The organism is Pseudazoarcus sp. NS36, assembly GCF_059703705.1.
In genome coordinates this window covers 43,419-58,669 of sequence record NZ_BAAKJA010000006.1, presented here as the reverse complement: position 1 = coordinate 58,669, position 15,251 = coordinate 43,419, and the positions used below count along the sequence as shown (strand labels likewise).

The window sequence follows — 15,251 nt, the reverse complement described above, 5'->3', positions numbered from 1 at the left end:
TCACGCCGGGCACAAGGCGCGTCGCATCACGCGATGCGCGATACCGGCCTCGTCGAACTCCGCCCCTTCCGCTACAAAACCGTGCCGGGCATAGAAGGCCTCGGCCTGTACCTGCGCATGCAGCACCGCTTCGGCCAGCCCGCGCCGGGCGGCCTCGGCCACCAGAGCTTCCAGCATGTGCCCCCCGACACCACGGCCGCGCCAGTCCTGCGCTACCGCCAGACGCCCGATATGACCATCCGGCAACAGACGCCCCGTGCCGATCACGCGCCCGCCGGCCTCACACACCACATGCAGCGAAACGGTGTCGAATTCGTCCAGCTCCATTTCCGGCGGCACGCCCTGCTCATGCACGAAGACCTCGATGCGCAGCGGCATCGCGCGCGCTTCGGCCTGCGCCCAGTCGCACAGCGACAGGTGCGTTTCACTCATGAATGAGGACTTCGGTGCCGACCGGCACGCGCTCGAACAGCTCGATCACGTCGGCGTTGCGCATGCGCACGCAGCCGTGCGAGAGCGGCACGCCCATGGGCTGATCGTTGGGGGTGCCGTGGATGTAGATGTAGCGGCGCATGCTGTCGACCTCGCCAAGCCGGTTGAAGCCCGGCTCGCAGCCCGACAGCCACAGGATGCGGCTGAGAATCCAGTCGCGATCCGGGTGCCGCGCCGCCAGCTCGGGAGACCACACTTCTCCGGTCGGGCGCCGCCCGCGGAACACCGCGCCGGCCGGCGCGCCAGCGCCGATGCGCGCGCGGATCACATGCTGCCCGCGCGGCGTGCAATTGCTGCCCTCTTGCTCGCCCGCGCCATTGGCGGCGGTGGACACCGACCATGTACGCAGACAGGCACCGCCCTCATCGAACAGGCGCAAGGCCTGCTCTGGAATACTGATTTCGATACGCATCACACCACCTGTGTCTTGTTGCGCCGGGCCGCAAAAAAACCGCTCAACAAGGCCCCGCACTCGTCGGCCAGCACCCCGCCAACGATCTCGGCGTGGTGGTTGAGACGCTTCTCGGCATACAGGTCGATCACGCTGCCGGCCACGCCGGTCTTGGGGTCGCGCGCACCGAACACCACGCGGGCAACGCGCGCATGCATGATCGCACCCGAGCACATCGCACACGGCTCCAGCGTCACGTACAGCGTGCACCCCGGCAAGCGGTAATTGCCCAGCCGCGCTCCGGCGTCACGCAGCGCCATCACCTCGGCGTGCGCAGTCGGGTCGTGACCACGGATCGGCTGATTGAAGCCGCGCCCGACGATCTCGCCATCGAGCACCACCACCGCACCCACTGGCACTTCGCCGCATTGTCCGGCCAGACGCGCCTGCTCCAGCGCGGCCTGCATGAAGATCTCGTCACTGCTCATCTGCTGTCTCCGGAGGATGGCGCAAGTGTACTGGTCCCGGACGAATTTGCCCTCCCCGGCACGCATGCTTGCAATTCCTGCCGCCGCCCTGACATAGAATCGCTCCCCGTTTCCAATTCTTTGAGCTGCGATGAACGCCCTACAACGCTTCGTAGAATCGTCCTCTTTCCAGAATTTCGTGATCGCCGTGATCGTGATCAATGCGATCACGCTGGGGCTTGAAACCTCGGCCACGGTGATGACCTCGGCCGGCGGGCTGCTGGTCCTGCTCGACCGCGCCGCGCTGGCGGTGTTTGTCGTCGAGATCGTGCTCAAGCTGGTGGTGTACCGCCACAACTTCTTCCGCAGCGGCTGGAACGTGTTCGACTTCCTGGTCGTCGCCGTCACCCTGCTGCCGACCGGTGAAGGCCTGTCGGTACTGCGCGCACTGCGCATCCTGCGGGCGCTACGGCTGGTGTCGGTGGTGCCGTCGATGCGCAAGGTCGTCAATGCCCTGCTGCGCGCCATCCCCGGCATGACCTCGGTGCTGATGCTGCTGTTGCTGGTGTTCTACGTCGCGGCGGTGATGGCGACCAAACTCTTCGCCAACAGCTTCCCGGAGTGGTTCGGCAGCATCGGGGCGTCGTTCTACACGCTGTTCCAGGTGATGACGCTCGAATCCTGGTCGATGGGCATCGTCCGGCCGGTGATGGAGGTCTATCCGCTGGCGTGGGTGTTCTTCGTGACCTTCATCCTGATCACGACCTTCGCGGTGTTGAACCTGTTCATCGCCATCGTCGTGGATGCGATGAACACCACCGACCATGCCGAGGGGGAACAGACCCGCGCGCTGGTCAAGGCCGACCACGACGAAATGATGGAGCAGATGCGCACGCTGCGCGAAGAGATTGCCGCGCTGCGCAAGGAGCGCAGCTAAGCCGTCAGCTGAGTTTTTCGCGCAGGTGGCGACGCACCGACAGTTCGCTGCCACACCAGCCCAGCAGTGCGGCAAACGCCAGCAATGCGAGGCTGTCCGGCAGCCCCGGACCGGTCAGCGCAAACACCGCGCCGTAGGTTGCCGCCAGCCCTTCCACGGGCGCAGCCAGTGCATGCACCGCGATCCATACGGTGATCAGCGCCACGACACCGCCGAGCAACCCCTGCAGGCTCCCGAACCAGTAGAACGGCCGACGGATGAAGGGGTCGGTGGCGCCGAGCAGACGGCTCACGTCAATCTCGTGGCGCTGCGTCAGGATCTGCAGGCGGATGGTGTTGAAGGTCACGATTACCAGCGCGATACCGAGCAACAGCGCCAGCAGCAGCACCGACGATTTGCCCAGTTCAAGCAGCGCATGCAGACGCTCGACCCAGGCCGAATCGAGCTGCACGTGCTCGACCTTGTCCCACCCGCCAAAACGCGCCAGCAGCGTCTGATACAGGTCCGGATCGGCTGCGGCCGGCGTGATCACAAAGGCATCCGGCAAGGGATTGGCGGCCAGCCCGCCCAGCACGTCGCCCAGGCCGCTGCGTTCCAGTTGCCGCATGGCCTCGTCGCGCGAGACGAACACGTAGCTCGCCACATCGCCGTCCGCGCCAAGACGCTTGTCCATGTCGGCAATGTCGGCGCGCGAGGCTTCGTTCGACAGGAACAGACTCAGTTCCGGCGAGCCCGATACCCCTCGCGCCAGCGACGCCACGTTGTCGAGCAGCAGATAGCCGGCCGCCGGCAGCGACAAGGCAATCCCCACCACCAGCGCGGAGAGCAGCGTACCGACCGGTTGGCGCGCAAGACGGCGCACGGCGATACCGATGGCGTGGGCGTGCAGATGGAACCAATTGTTCATGCCGCCAGATCCCTTACCAGCAAGCCCTTGCCCAGCACCAGCCGGCGCGGGCGCCATTCCATGAACAGGCGCTCGTCGTGGGTCGACACCAGAATGGTCACACCGGCCTCGTTGAAGGATTTGAACAGCGCCGCGATCTCACGCGCGTAGGCCGCATCCAGATGCGCGGTCGGCTCGTCGGCGATCAGGATGGACGGACGGTTGACGATGGCGCGCGCAATGGCCACGCGCTGCTGTTCGCCGCCGGACAGGCCGGCCGGCATCTCGCGCTCGCGCCCGGCCAGGCCGACGCGCTCGAGCGCCGCTGCAACCCGCCGCGCGGCGTCACGCGAGGACTGGCCGGTAATCACCAGCGGCAGCATGACGTTGTCGAAGACGCTGCGGTCGTACAGCAGGCGGCTCTCCTGCAGCACCAGGCCGAGGTTGCGACGCAGATAGGGAATGGCCGAAGCACGCAGACGCGAGACATCCTGCCCGTTGATGCTGACCACGCCAGAACTGGGCCGCTCGATGGCCGGGATCATTTTCAGCAGCGTGCTTTTGCCGGCACCGGAATGGCCCGACAGCACTACCAGTTCGCCGTGGCGGATGGTGAAGCTGACGCCGCCCAGACCGACGTAGTCGCCCGGATAGCGTTTGACGACCTCGTCGAAAACGATCATGCGCCGGCACCGCGCGAAATCAGCGCATCCACGAACTCCTCGACACGGAAGGGCTGCAGGTCGTCGATGCCCTCGCCCACGCCGATGAAGCGCAGCGGCTTGGGATGCTGACGCGCGATTGCCGCGACGATGCCGCCCTTGGCCGTACCGTCGAGTTTGGTCAGCACCAGCCCGGTGACGCCGATGGCGGCATCGAAGGCCTTGACCTGCGCCAGCGCGTTCTGGCCGATGTTGCCATCAAGCACCAGCAGCACTTCGTGCGGAGCATCGGGCAGCGCCTTGGCGATGACGCGGCGCACCTTGGCGATTTCTTCCATCAGGTGCAGCTGCGTCGGCAGGCGGCCGGCCGTGTCGGCCAGCACGACATCGATGCCGCGCGCACGGGCGGCATTCACGGCGTCAAAAATGACGGCGGCGGAATCGCCCTGATCCTGCGCGATCACGGTCACGCCGTTGCGCTCGCCCCAGGTTTCGAGCTGTTCGCGCGCCGCGGCGCGGAAGGTGTCGCCGGCTGCCAGCAACACGCTCTTACCCTGCGCCTGGAAATGCTTGGCGAGCTTGCCGATGGAGGTGGTCTTGCCGGCGCCGTTGACCCCGGCAATCATGATGATGAAGGGCGAATGGTCCGAAACATCGAGCGGCGCCTCAAGCGGCGCGAGCAGCTCACGCAGCAACTCGGCCAGCGCATCGCGCAATTCGTCGGCGTTGGCGAGCTCGTTGCGCTTCCAGCGTTGGCGCAGCGCATCAATCAGGAACTGGGTGGCCTCGACGCCGCAGTCCGCCATCAGCAGCGTGGCTTCGAGGTCCTCGAACAACTCCTCGTCGATACCGCGCAGGCCGAACAGGCCGGCGATGTTGCCGCGGGTACGCGACAGGCCGGCCTTGAGACGATCGGACCACGAGGGTCTGGGCGCTGTCGAAGCGGCCACGGCCACACTCGTTTCTTCCGGCGCCGGCGACTCCGGCACAACGGGCTCGGGCGCATCGGTGTCGGGGCGGGAGGACTTCTTCAGGAAACCAAACATCAGGCGTCGAGTCTCTAGGGACGATTGCTGCCGGGCAGGCATGCCGGCCATGATGGCGCTAAGATGCAGCGCCGCGCCGGTTTCGGGCCTGCCACAGCAAGCCCGAAAACTGCCCCGGATTCTAACAGATGCAGGAACCCCGAATGCTCCGTCACGCACTGCCCGCGGTCGTCCTCGCGCTGACCGCCATTGCCGCACCGGCACCGGCTCTGGCCAACCCGTTTGAAACCACGCTGCCCAACGGCATGCATGTCATTGTCAAGGAAGACCGGCGCGCGCCCTCGGTGGTGCATATGGTCTGGTACGGCATCGGCTCGATGGACGAGCCGGACGGCGTGTCGGGCATTGCCCACATGCTCGAACACATGATGTTCAAGGGCACGGAGAAACTCGCGCCGGGCGAATTCAACCGCCGCGTGGCCGCCGCAGGCGGGCGTGACAACGCCTTCACCGGGCGCGACTACACCGCCTATTTCCAGCAGATCCCGCCGAGCCGGCTCGACGAGATGATGTGGATGGAGGCCGACCGGATGGCCAACCTGGTCATCAACGACAAGGAGTTCCTGCCCGAGCGCCAGGTCGTCAGCGAAGAGCGCCGCATGCGCACCGACGACAATCCGCGCTCGCTGCTGTGGGAGCAGCTGATGGCCACGGCCTACACCGCCCACCCCTACCAACGCCCGATCATCGGCTGGATGGGCGACATCGAAAGTTACACAGTCGACGACGCACGCCGCTGGCACGAGGCCTGGTACGCACCCAACAACGCCCGCGTGGTGGTGGTCGGTGACGTCGATCACCGCGAAGTGTTTGCGCTGGCCGAAAAGCACTACGGCGCGATTGCTGCCAAGACACTCCCCGAGCGCCGCATCTCGCGCGAACCGCCGCAGCTCGGCGCGCGCCAGGTCATTGTCGAGGCGCCGGCCGAACTGCCGCACGTTGCGCTGGCCTGGCACACCCCGACGCTGAATGACGTTGAAGCCGACCGTGACGTCTATGCGCTGCAGGTGCTGGCAGCCGTGCTCGACGGCTACGACGGCGCGCGCCTGCCGCGCCGTCTGGTGCGCGAAGAACAGATCGCCGTTGCGGTAGACGCCAGCTACGGCGGCATTGCGCGCGGCCCCTCACTGTTCACGCTGGGCGCCACGCCCGCCCCCGGCAAGACCGTGACCGAACTGGAAACGGCGCTGCGCGAGGAAATTACCCGCATCGCGCGCGACGGTATCGACGAAGCAGAACTGCGCCGCGTGCTGACGCAGACGCTGGCGGCCGAGGTGTACAAACGCGATTCGCTGATGGGTCAGGCCATGGAAATCGGCTTTCTCGAAGGCGCCGGCATTTCCTGGCGCGACGAAGCCGCGCTGCTCAAAGGCATCCGCAAGGTCACCGCTGCGGAAGTACAGGATGTAGCCCGCCGTTATTTCGGCGACACCACGCTCACGCGCGCCATCCTTGAACCGCAGCCGCTGGCCGCAGCCAGCCCCGCCCAGCCCAATGCGCTTGGCGCCACTCGTCCCCAGATCGGGAGCAAGCAATGATGAATCTCCGCCTGCCCGCCGCCATGGGGCGGCTCTTGACTGCACTGGTGCTCACCGTCTCGGCGCACGCCGCGCTGGCCGGCCCGGCCATCCAGCACTGGATCGCCGAGACCGGCGCCCGCGTGTACTTCGTACCGGGCGACACGCTGCCCATGCTGGACGTCCGGGTGGACTTCGACGCCGGCTCGTCGCGCGACCCGCAAGGCCTGTCGGGTCTCGCAACGCTTGCACGCAGCCTGCTCGACGCCGGCAGCGGCGACCTGGACGAACAGGCCATTGCCGAAGCTCGCGCCGACACCGGTGCGCAGTTCGGCGGTGGCGCCGACGACGATCGTGCCGGCTTCACCGTGCGCACGCTCTCCAGCGCCCCCGAGCGTGACGCAGCCCTGGCACTGGCGGCCCGCCTGATCGCGCAACCGGCCTACCCTGAAGCGGTCCTGGCCCGCGAAAAAGCCCGCGCCACTGCCGGCTTGCGCGAAGCCCTGACCCGCCCCGCGACGCTGGCCGAGCGCGCCTTCGGGCGTCTGGTGTTCGGCGATCATCCGTATGGCGCACAGGTCACGTTCGAGTCCATCGATGCAATCACCCGCGATGCGCTGCTCGAATTCCATCGCGCCCACTACACCGCACGCAACGCCACGATCACCATCGTCGGCGACGCCAGCCGGGACGACGCCGAGCGCATCGCCGTCGCGCTGACACGCGATCTGCCGGCCGGCAGCGCGATGCCGCCGCCGCCCGCGCCGAAGATGCCGCCAGCGGTCACCGAGCGCATCGCGCATCCGTCATCCCAGGCCCACATCCTGGCCGGCATGCCGGGCATGTCGCGCGACGACCCGGACTACTTCACGCTGCTGGTCGGCAACCACATCCTCGGTGGCAGCGGGCTGGTGTCGCGCCTGAACCGCGAGGTGCGCGACGAGCGCGGCTTTGCCTACAGCGTGTACAGCTATTTCGCCCCGCAAGCCGTTGCCGGAGCCTTCCAGATCGGTCTGCAGACACGCGGCAGCCAGGCTGACGATGCCCTGAAGGTGGTCCGCGACGTGCTGGCAGACTTCATTGCCAAGGGGCCGACGGACGAAGAACTCGTCGCCGCGCAGGCCAACCTCGTCAACGGCTTCGGCCTGCGGCTCGATTCGAACGGCAAGATCCTCGACTGGGTGGCGGTGGTCGGCTTTTACGGCCTGCCGCTGGACTGGCTCGACACCTATCCGCAGGAGGTCTCCGAGGTCACGGCACAAGGCATTCGCGAAGCCTTCGCGCGGCGTGTACAGCCGGAACACCTGTCGGTCGTGGTGGCCGGCGGCGACGGCGATACGGTCAAGCCGTGAGCCGGGTCCGCATTGTCGGCGGTCGATGGCGCTCGCGCCTGATCGACGTCCCGAAACTGACCGGTCTGCGGCCAACGCCGGATCGCGTGCGCGAGACGCTATTCAACTGGCTGGGCCAGGATCTGGACGGCATGCGCTGCCTGGACCTCTTCGCCGGCACCGGCGTACTGGGTTTTGAAGCCGCTTCACGCGGCGCAGCCGAGGTCGTACTGGTCGAGCGCGACGCACGCGCAGCCGCCTCACTGCGCACTACTGCGCACGCCCTGCAAGCTACGCAAGTGGAGGTGCTGCGTTCCGATGCGGTAGAATTCGCCCGCTCGACGTCGCGCAAGTTCGATCTGGTATTTCTCGACCCGCCCTACCGTCAGGGCCTGCTGGAGAAGATCGAACCCGCCCTGGAGCGCCTGCTCGAAACAGACGCTTGGCTGTATGCGGAAAGCGAGCAACCGCTCACGCAACTTGGCCGCTGGAAGACGATCCGCGAGGGTCGCGCCGGTCAGGTCCATTTTCATCTGATGCGAGGATGCAGCGAATGAGGGAAACCATCGCGGTTTACCCCGGCACGTTCGACCCGTTCACGCGCGGCCACGAAGACCTCGTGCGGCGCGGCTCGCAGCTGTTCGACCGCCTCATCGTCGGCATCGCGCGCAGCCGCGGCAAGACGCCGCTGTTTGAGCTGGACGAGCGCATCGAGATCGCGCGCGAGGTCTGCGCACCGTTTGCGAACGTGGAAGTGACCGGTTTCGACGGCCTGCTGATGGACTTTCTGAAGGCCAACGATGCACGCGTGATCCTGCGTGGTCTGCGCGCGGTGTCGGACTTCGAGTACGAGTTCCAGATGGCGGGCATGAACCGCAAGCTCTTCCCCGAGGTCGAAACCGTATTCCTCACACCGGGCGACGAGTACATGTTCATCTCGGCCACGATGGTGCGCGAGATTGCCCGCCTCGGCGGCGACATCGGAAAATTCGTTCAGCCGCAGGTCACCCGGCGCCTGCTGCACAAGTTTCAGCCGGACAGGTAACAGGAAAGGATTACAGCATGGCGCTGATGATTACCGACGAATGCATCAACTGCGATGTGTGCGAACCGGAATGCCCGAACGGGGCGATCTACCAGGGTGACGAGATCTACGAGATCGACCCCAGCAAGTGCACCGAATGTGTCGGCCACTTCGACGAGCCGCAATGCCAGCAGGTCTGCCCGGTCGACTGCATTCCGCTCAACCCGGATGTGGTCGAAACCAAGGACCAGCTGATGGAGAAGTTCGTCCTGCTGACCAACACCGCCGCCTGATCCTGGTCAGGCGGCGCGGACGGCTTCGCCGTCCGCATTGACGTCATTCTCCCCCGCGCCGAGGGCTGCACGCACCTCGGCCAACATCTCTTCCAGTTCGGCGATCTGCACTTCCAGCCCTTCCTCGGCATGACGCAGTTCGTCGACGCGGTCTTCCAGCGTGTCGGTGGCCTGATGGATGCGCTTGATGCTCTCAAGGCGCCGCTTGAGCTGGATCTGATACTCCCGCACCTGCGTTTCCAGCGGCGCCATGACGGCGCGCAACCACTGGTCCATATCGCGGTTGGCGACTTCGAAGGTGCGCCGCGCCTGCACCGCCACGGTGTCGAAGAACTTCTGCGTGAGCTTGCGCTTCTCGGTCGTCACCAGCGTCAGCGTGGTGTTGATCTGGCGATCGAAGATTTCCTCCAGCCGGTCGATCTCGCGCAGATAGCGCTGCGTCGAAAACCCCGCCGGCTGCGCCAGCTTGAGACCGTGCTCGACGCTGAAGCGCTTGTACATTGAGGCCAGCATCGACGAAATCTCTGAAATCTCGGTTTCGGACTGCGCCAGATTGCCGCGCAGCCGCGCGAAGAACTGCTCCATCGCCCCGCGCAGACCGGCCGTAAAGGTCGAATCAAGCATGGCCTCGCGCGTGCGCCGCGTCTCGTGGCGCAACACGTCCAGCCCCATGTGCTGCAGCAGGTTGTTGGTCAGGGTGGTGAATACCGAACGCACCGCGTAGTACTTCTTGAGGCCTTCCTCGAACTCGGCCTTTTCGCTGCCGACCTTGCGCATCATGTATTCGATGACGCTCTGGTTCTTGCCACGCAGATCAGCCAGCTCGCGCAATTGCTCGCAGACACCCCGCTGCCGCGCAAGCAACAGCTGACGCGACTGGCGCACGACATCATCGACTTCGGCCAGACTGCTCTCGCGCACGATGCGCTGACGCGCCGGCAGCACTTCGGCCGACAGTGCCTGCTCGAAGGCGCCCAGCCGGCTGCGCTCGACCAGCGCCTCGTCTCCATTGACGCGACCGACCAACCCCTTCTGCGCCGACACCGGAAATACGCTGGAAGCCGGCACGCCCAGCGTGCGCGCAACCGAGGCGACCTGCCCCTGAATTTCGGTCTCGATGCGCGCATCGTCGCGCAAACCGTCCCACAGTCCGTCGATCTTGTTGAGCACCACCATGCAGCCGTGATTACCGCTGCGCCCGGCACTGACACACTCCCGCCACACGGCCAGATCGCTTTGCGTGACGCCGGTATCGGCCGCCAGCACGAACACCACGGCATGTGCGTTAGGCAACATCGACAAGGTCAGCTCCGGCTCGGCGCCGATGGCGTTGAGACCCGGCGTGTCGAGCACCACCAGCCCCTGCTCGAGCAGCGGATGCGGGAAATGGATGATGGCGTGGCGCCAGCGGGAGATCTCGACCATGCCGTCGGCGTCCGCCACCAGCATGTCCTCACCGCCTTCTTCACCGACACGAAAACCCAGTTCGCGGGCCTCGTCGACACTGACGCGTGTGGTTTCGCCGACGCGCGACAACCCGCGCTGCAGACTTTCCGCCGAACCGGCATCCAGCGGCTCGACCTGCCAGGCCTCCGGGCGCGAACGCAACACCGCAACCACTTCGCCATCGCGACGCGATTCGATCGGCAGCAGGCGAATCTGCGGCGTGCTGCCCTGCTCCCAGCACAGCTCGGTCGGACACATGGTGGTACGCCCTGCGCTCGACGGCAGGATGCGGTCGCCGTAGCCGGAGAAGAACACGGCGTTGATCAGTTCGGACTTGCCGCGCGAGAACTCGGCGACAAAGGCAATCGTCAGGCGATCTTCATGCATGCGATCGAGCACCTGACGCAGACGCATCTCGGTCTGCGCATCGCCGACATCATTGCGGGTCAGCCATGCACGCAGGCGGCCGATCGCAGCCTCTCCCTCCTCGCGCCAGCTGCCATAGGCGGAAAACCGATCAATCAGCTCGTTCATTGCATTCTCCGGCACCGAAGGGGGACGCGATCAGATTCGCCCAGCATACCGCTCGCCCGACGCCCTGCCAATGACGCATCCGACCCTCCGCGACCGGCGGCACGTGCCGGCCGACAGACGCGCCACGCGCTCAACGCAGCAGGCTCGCACGCGGCTTGCGCAACGGCTGACAGCGCGCACACCAGAAGGTCGAACGCTGTCCGACCACGGCCTTGCGAACCGTGGCGCCGCACACGCGGCACGCCTCGCCGTCGCGGCCGTAGGCAAAGTACTGCTGCTGGAAGTAGCCGGCCTTGCCATCGCCGCCGACAAAGTCACGCAAGGTGCTGCCACCGGCCTCGATGGCAGCGGCCAGGGTTTCCCGGATCGCTTCGGCGAGTCGCCGGCAACGCTGCCGGCTGAGGCTTCCGGCCGGAGTGAGCGGATGGATACGGGCGCGGAACAGGCTCTCCGACGCATAGATATTGCCGACACCGACGATGCGATGGGCGTCCATGATGGCAAGCTTGATCGGCGTGCTGACACCGCGCAGCGCTGCATACAGCCAGTCGCCATCAAAGCCCGGCTGCAAGGGCTCGATGCCGAGCCGCGCGAGCAGCGGATGCTGCGTCTGCACGTCCGCATGCCACACCATCAACCCGAACCGGCGTGGATCACGCAAACGCAGCGCGATATCACCGAACAGCAGGTCAACATGGTCATGCTTGCCGACCGGAGCGCGAGCATCGACCACACGCAGACTGCCCGACATGCCCAGATGCACGATGACCGTTCCATCGGCAAAGCGCAGCAACAGATATTTGGCGCGTCGCTCGACCGCCAGCAGGGGCTGACCTTCGATGATTACCCCCAGATCGGGCGGAACCGGAAGACGCAGACGGCCATTGCGGATGATGCAACCGCTCACCGTTCTGCCGGTCAATACCGGACGTATACCCCGACATGTGGTCTCGACTTCGGGTAATTCGGGCATGAAAATTTCCTGATAGATGCAAGCCAAGCATCGCGCGCTTGCCCGTGCAGCATGAAACTGCATACCATCGGACACTTCGCGAGCAGCGCAGACCGGCCTTACTGGACCCGATTATGAAGCACAAGCTCTACCCGTTCGTCGCCGGCATGGCACTCAGCCTCGCGCTAGCCGCTCCGGCTGCACACGCTGCGCCCGGCGACAGCCCGGCCACCACCGAATCAGGTGGCATGCTGCCGATCCAGGAACTCTCTTCCGACGTGCTGTTTCTGGTCCTGCTGGGCGAAATCGCCGGCAGTCGCGGCGATCTTCCGGTCTCGGCCGAAGCCTATCTGCATGCGGCCCGCCAGACGCTCGATCCGCGCATTGCGCGACGCGCCACCGAGATCGCGCTGGTGGCGCGTGACATGGACAGCGCAGCAGCGGCTGCGCGCATCTGGCTTGAGACCGACCCCACTTCCGAAGACGCGCGGCGCATGCTGGCCGGCATTCTGGCCACCCGCGGTGATCAGATGAACGAGGTACAGATCGAGCTGGCACGCATTCTCGCCAATTCGGAAGGGCCGCGCCTGGAGCAGAATCTGCTGGGCCTGAACCGCGCGCTGTCGCCGATGCAGGACAAGGCGCTGGTCCGCGAGATCGTCGAACGTCTGACCGAACCCTATGTACTGCAGGCCCCGGCCCATTTCGCCCGCGCCCAGGCATTTGCGGGGGAAGGCGAAGATCTGGCCGCACTGGGCGCCATCGAGAAGGCCCTGCAACTGCGCCCCGACTGGGAACCCGCGGTGGTACTCAAGTCGCAACTGCTGGTTCAGCTCAACGCCATACAGGCCGCGCTGGACCTACTGGGCGACTACCTGACCCGCCACCCCGACAGCCGCAATGCGGCCATCGCTCATGCACGCAGCCTGGTTTCCGCAGAGGACTACCCGGGAGCGCTGGCCGAGTTTCGCGGACTGCTCGCGCGCTACCCGGAGGACGTCGACCTGATCTACGCCGTCGCCATCATGGCCACCCAGACGGGTGATTTCACGCTGGCAGTGCAACAGTTCCGGCGCGCGCTCGAACGTGGCCACCCCGAACGCGACGGCATCCTGTTCAACCTCGCAAGCATCGCCGAACGCACCGACCGCCGCGACGATGCGCAAATGCTGTACCGCGAAATCGAGGCCGGCCCGCACTACCTTGACGCACAGATCCGCATCGCACACCTGCTGGCCGATGCCGGGCAGCTTGAGGCCGCACGCGCGCATCTCAACGGCACCGAAGTCGAACCGGACGACCGCCGTCGCCTGATCTTCACCGAGGTGCTGCTGCTGCGTAACGCCGGTCGCACCGAGGATGCGCTGCAGGTCATCGACAATGCGCTCGTCGAGGCGCCGGAAGACCCCGACCTGCTCTACGAGGCAGGCATGCTGGCCGAGCGACTGGGGCAGATCGAACGCATGGAGCAGTACATGCGCCTGGTCATGGAGATCGATCCTGAGCACGCGCACGCCTACAACGCGCTGGGCTATACGCTGGCCGAGCGCGGTGATCGCCTGGAGGAAGCCGAGGAATTGATCGTTCGCGCACTCGAACTCGCGCCGAACGACCCGTTCATTCTCGACAGCATGGGCTGGGTGCGCTTCCGCAAGAACGACGCGCAATCCGCCCTGATCTACCTGCAACGCGCCTTCTCGATCCGCGGCGACCCCGAGATTGCGGCCCATCTGGGTGAAGTGTTGTGGGCACTCAATCGCCGCGATGAAGCCTCCAGCATCTGGAACGAAGCGCTGAGCCAGCACCCGGATAACGCCGTGCTCACTGAAACCGTGCAGCGTCTGCGCGGCCGATGACCCGCCTTCTCGCCACCCTGACCGCCTGCGCCGTACTCGCGGGCTGCGCCCTGCAGCCCGCCAGGGACGAGCAGATCGCAGCCGTCGAACGCCCCCGCGTGCAGTCTTTCAACCTCGAAGGGCGCCTCGCCGCCAGCGATGGCGAGCGTGCCGCCAGCGGTCGCCTGCGCTGGGCACATCGCCCTCAGGGCGATGAATGGGTCGTGCTCAGTCCGCTCGGCCAGATCGTCGCCCAAGTGGTCGGCACGCCGGACGGCGCCATGCTGCGCACCGCCGACGGCGAGCGCCTGTTCGCACCAAGCACCGCCACGCTGCTGCCGCATGTCCTGGGCGTCAATGCTCCGGCAGAGCATCTCGCCGACTGGATCCAGGCCATCCCCGCCGAAGGCGCACGGATTCTTGAAACCGATGCCATGGGCCGGCCGACACGCATCACGGACAGTGGCTGGATCATCAACTACGCCGAGTACGCAACCGACGACCCCCAATCGCACCCGCGTCGGCTGAATGCGCAATGGGGCGAAGCGCGGCTGCGCATCGTGGTGGACACATGGACACCGCTCGACTGAGGTGCCTGCGTGGCTGCCCCGCGCCCGCCAAGCTCAACCTCTTCCTGCATGTCGTAGGCCGCAGAGCCGACGGCTACCATCTGCTGCAGTCCGTCTTTCGCCTGCTCGATTGGGGCGACACGCTGGATTTCGATCTGCGCGAAGACCGCGCAATCCGACGCGTCAATGACCTCCCTGACCTCCCCGAATCCACTGACCTGGTGATTCGCGCCGCACAATTGCTGCAGACGGAAACCGGCTGCAGCACCGGTGCAGATATCACCTTGCACAAAGTGCTGCCGGCCGGGGCCGGACTCGGTGGCGGTTCGTCCGACGCTGCCACCACACTGATCGCACTCAACCGTCTGTGGAACACCGGACTGAATCGCACCGAACTGGCCACCCTCGGGTTGCGCCTGGGCGCCGATGTGCCGTTTTTCATCGGCGGCACCGACGCCTTCGTCGAGGGCATCGGCGAGGCCCTCACCCCCGTCGAATTGCCAGCGGCGTGTTACGTCATCATCGCTCCGGGCGTGCACGTGCCGACCCTCGAAATTTTCCGCTCACCCGACTTGACGAGAAACACCGAACCCATCAGAATTGCGGACTTCGCTTTCCGCGCAACCCGGAACGACCTGCAGCCAGTAGCGTGCAGACTTCACCCGGAAATTGCCGCGGCGGTCGAATGGCTGGAGCGCTTTGCTCCCGCGCGCATGACCGGTTCGGGCGCCTGTGTTTTCGCGGCGGTCGACTCCGAAAATGCGGCTTCGGATATCATTGCCGCCTGCCCGCCAAAGTGGCGTGCATGGAAGGCCCGGAGTCAGGCGCGGCATCCGCTTCACAGCTGGCTCGACGGGTAGCGAACAAGG

At 65.9% G+C, this 15,251-nt stretch carries 17 protein-coding genes; 9 read left to right on the top strand and 8 right to left on the bottom strand.

Annotation, left to right across the window (positions count from 1 at the left end; translation table 11 throughout):
• From AC6H0R_RS10535 to tadA, 3 genes are read right to left on the bottom strand one after another with little or no spacing between them, the layout of a single operon-like run.
• Window positions 1–432 carry a GNAT family N-acetyltransferase gene (locus AC6H0R_RS10535; RefSeq protein ID WP_497581326.1) on the bottom strand — a complete coding sequence of 144 codons (432 nt, stop codon included), beginning with the start codon at window positions 430–432 and terminating at the stop codon, window positions 1–3.
• Window positions 425–904: a L,D-transpeptidase family protein gene (locus AC6H0R_RS10530; protein WP_497581325.1), complete on the bottom strand. Its 480-nt coding sequence runs from the start codon at window positions 902–904 to the stop codon at window positions 425–427. The genes AC6H0R_RS10535 and AC6H0R_RS10530 overlap by 8 nt, the downstream gene beginning before the upstream one ends.
• Window positions 904–1,371, bottom strand: a complete 468-nt coding sequence (gene tadA / locus AC6H0R_RS10525) for a tRNA adenosine(34) deaminase TadA (RefSeq protein ID WP_497581324.1) — start codon at window positions 1,369–1,371, stop codon at window positions 904–906. Before tadA ends, AC6H0R_RS10530 begins: the two co-directional genes overlap by 1 nt.
• 130 nt (window positions 1,372–1,501) lie before the next feature.
• Here tadA and AC6H0R_RS10520 point away from each other — a divergent pair, with 130 nt between their 5' ends.
• Window positions 1,502–2,287, top strand: coding sequence for an ion transporter (locus AC6H0R_RS10520; RefSeq protein ID WP_497581323.1), 786 nt, complete (start codon window positions 1,502–1,504; stop codon window positions 2,285–2,287).
• Window positions 2,288–2,291: 4 nt separating this feature from the next.
• On the opposite strand, the gene ftsX is transcribed toward AC6H0R_RS10520, so the two are convergent.
• From ftsX to ftsY, 3 genes are read right to left on the bottom strand one after another with little or no spacing between them, the layout of a single operon-like run.
• Entirely contained in the window at window positions 2,292–3,194 is a 903-nt protein-coding gene (gene ftsX / locus AC6H0R_RS10515) for a permease-like cell division protein FtsX (RefSeq protein WP_497581322.1), read from the bottom strand.
• Window positions 3,191–3,856, bottom strand: coding sequence for a cell division ATP-binding protein FtsE (locus AC6H0R_RS10510; RefSeq protein ID WP_497581321.1), 666 nt, complete (start codon window positions 3,854–3,856; stop codon window positions 3,191–3,193). The genes ftsX and AC6H0R_RS10510 overlap by 4 nt, the downstream gene beginning before the upstream one ends.
• A complete protein-coding gene (gene ftsY, locus AC6H0R_RS10505; RefSeq protein ID WP_497581320.1) occupies window positions 3,853–4,881 on the bottom strand; it encodes a signal recognition particle-docking protein FtsY in 1,029 nt (342 codons plus the stop codon). The genes AC6H0R_RS10510 and ftsY overlap by 4 nt, the downstream gene beginning before the upstream one ends.
• 143 nt (window positions 4,882–5,024) lie before the next feature.
• Between ftsY and AC6H0R_RS10500 the strand changes: the two genes are divergently transcribed.
• From AC6H0R_RS10500 to AC6H0R_RS10480, 5 genes are read left to right on the top strand one after another with little or no spacing between them, the layout of a single operon-like run.
• Window positions 5,025–6,419, top strand: coding sequence for a M16 family metallopeptidase (locus AC6H0R_RS10500; RefSeq protein WP_497581319.1), 1,395 nt, complete (start codon window positions 5,025–5,027; stop codon window positions 6,417–6,419).
• Window positions 6,416–7,750 (top strand): M16 family metallopeptidase, encoded by a 1,335-nt coding sequence (locus AC6H0R_RS10495; protein WP_497581318.1) that lies wholly within the window; start codon window positions 6,416–6,418, stop codon window positions 7,748–7,750. Before AC6H0R_RS10500 ends, AC6H0R_RS10495 begins: the two co-directional genes overlap by 4 nt.
• On the top strand, window positions 7,747–8,286 hold the full coding sequence (gene rsmD / locus AC6H0R_RS10490; protein ID WP_497581317.1) for a 16S rRNA (guanine(966)-N(2))-methyltransferase RsmD: 540 nt from the start codon (window positions 7,747–7,749) through the stop codon (window positions 8,284–8,286). The genes AC6H0R_RS10495 and rsmD overlap by 4 nt, the downstream gene beginning before the upstream one ends.
• A complete protein-coding gene (gene coaD, locus AC6H0R_RS10485) occupies window positions 8,283–8,774 on the top strand; it encodes a pantetheine-phosphate adenylyltransferase (RefSeq protein WP_497581316.1) in 492 nt (163 codons plus the stop codon). Before rsmD ends, coaD begins: the two co-directional genes overlap by 4 nt.
• A 17-nt stretch (window positions 8,775–8,791) precedes the next feature.
• On the top strand, window positions 8,792–9,046 hold the full coding sequence (locus tag AC6H0R_RS10480; RefSeq protein WP_497581315.1) for a YfhL family 4Fe-4S dicluster ferredoxin: 255 nt from the start codon (window positions 8,792–8,794) through the stop codon (window positions 9,044–9,046).
• A gap of 6 nt (window positions 9,047–9,052) precedes the next feature.
• Here the strand turns inward: AC6H0R_RS10480 and AC6H0R_RS10475 are convergent, their stop codons facing one another.
• Entirely contained in the window at window positions 9,053–11,026 is a 1,974-nt protein-coding gene (locus AC6H0R_RS10475) for a dynamin family protein (RefSeq protein ID WP_497581314.1), read from the bottom strand.
• Between the two features lie 130 nt (window positions 11,027–11,156).
• Window positions 11,157–11,999, bottom strand: coding sequence for a bifunctional DNA-formamidopyrimidine glycosylase/DNA-(apurinic or apyrimidinic site) lyase (mutM, locus tag AC6H0R_RS10470; protein ID WP_497581313.1), 843 nt, complete (start codon window positions 11,997–11,999; stop codon window positions 11,157–11,159).
• 113 nt (window positions 12,000–12,112) lie between these two features.
• Between mutM and AC6H0R_RS10465 the strand changes: the two genes are divergently transcribed.
• Genes AC6H0R_RS10465 through ispE form a run of 3 tightly spaced genes read left to right on the top strand, consistent with a single transcriptional unit; the run spans window position 12,113 to window position 15,242 of the window.
• Window positions 12,113–13,834 (top strand): tetratricopeptide repeat protein, encoded by a 1,722-nt coding sequence (locus tag AC6H0R_RS10465; protein ID WP_497581312.1) that lies wholly within the window; start codon window positions 12,113–12,115, stop codon window positions 13,832–13,834.
• Window positions 13,831–14,403, top strand: coding sequence for a lipoprotein insertase outer membrane protein LolB (gene lolB, locus AC6H0R_RS10460; protein ID WP_497581311.1), 573 nt, complete (start codon window positions 13,831–13,833; stop codon window positions 14,401–14,403). Before AC6H0R_RS10465 ends, lolB begins: the two co-directional genes overlap by 4 nt.
• A complete protein-coding gene (ispE, locus tag AC6H0R_RS10455; RefSeq protein WP_497581310.1) occupies window positions 14,385–15,242 on the top strand; it encodes a 4-(cytidine 5'-diphospho)-2-C-methyl-D-erythritol kinase in 858 nt (285 codons plus the stop codon). Before lolB ends, ispE begins: the two co-directional genes overlap by 19 nt.
• Window positions 15,243–15,251: the final 9 nt, after the last annotated feature.

Bases quoted from the DNA above. Each gene is read 5' to 3' on its own strand.
- AC6H0R_RS10535 (WP_497581326.1), bottom strand. From the start codon at position 432: ATGAGTGAAACGCACCTGTCGCTGTGCGACTGGGCGCAGGCCGAAGCG.
- AC6H0R_RS10530 (WP_497581325.1), bottom strand. From the start codon at position 904: ATGCGTATCGAAATCAGTATTCCAGAGCAGGCCTTGCGCCTGTTCGAT.
- tadA (WP_497581324.1), bottom strand. From the start codon at position 1,371: ATGAGCAGTGACGAGATCTTCATGCAGGCCGCGCTGGAGCAGGCGCGT.
- AC6H0R_RS10520 (WP_497581323.1), top strand. From the start codon at position 1,502: ATGAACGCCCTACAACGCTTCGTAGAATCGTCCTCTTTCCAGAATTTC.
- ftsX (WP_497581322.1), bottom strand. From the start codon at position 3,194: ATGAACAATTGGTTCCATCTGCACGCCCACGCCATCGGTATCGCCGTG.
- AC6H0R_RS10510 (WP_497581321.1), bottom strand. From the start codon at position 3,856: ATGATCGTTTTCGACGAGGTCGTCAAACGCTATCCGGGCGACTACGTC.
- ftsY (WP_497581320.1), bottom strand. From the start codon at position 4,881: ATGTTTGGTTTCCTGAAGAAGTCCTCCCGCCCCGACACCGATGCGCCC.
- AC6H0R_RS10500 (WP_497581319.1), top strand. From the start codon at position 5,025: ATGCTCCGTCACGCACTGCCCGCGGTCGTCCTCGCGCTGACCGCCATT.
- AC6H0R_RS10495 (WP_497581318.1), top strand. From the start codon at position 6,416: ATGATGAATCTCCGCCTGCCCGCCGCCATGGGGCGGCTCTTGACTGCA.
- coaD (WP_497581316.1), top strand. From the start codon at position 8,283: ATGAGGGAAACCATCGCGGTTTACCCCGGCACGTTCGACCCGTTCACG.
- AC6H0R_RS10480 (WP_497581315.1), top strand. From the start codon at position 8,792: ATGGCGCTGATGATTACCGACGAATGCATCAACTGCGATGTGTGCGAA.
- AC6H0R_RS10475 (WP_497581314.1), bottom strand. From the start codon at position 11,026: ATGAACGAGCTGATTGATCGGTTTTCCGCCTATGGCAGCTGGCGCGAG.
- mutM (WP_497581313.1), bottom strand. From the start codon at position 11,999: ATGCCCGAATTACCCGAAGTCGAGACCACATGTCGGGGTATACGTCCG.
- AC6H0R_RS10465 (WP_497581312.1), top strand. From the start codon at position 12,113: ATGAAGCACAAGCTCTACCCGTTCGTCGCCGGCATGGCACTCAGCCTC.
- lolB (WP_497581311.1), top strand. From the start codon at position 13,831: ATGACCCGCCTTCTCGCCACCCTGACCGCCTGCGCCGTACTCGCGGGC.
- ispE (WP_497581310.1), top strand. From the start codon at position 14,385: ATGGACACCGCTCGACTGAGGTGCCTGCGTGGCTGCCCCGCGCCCGCC.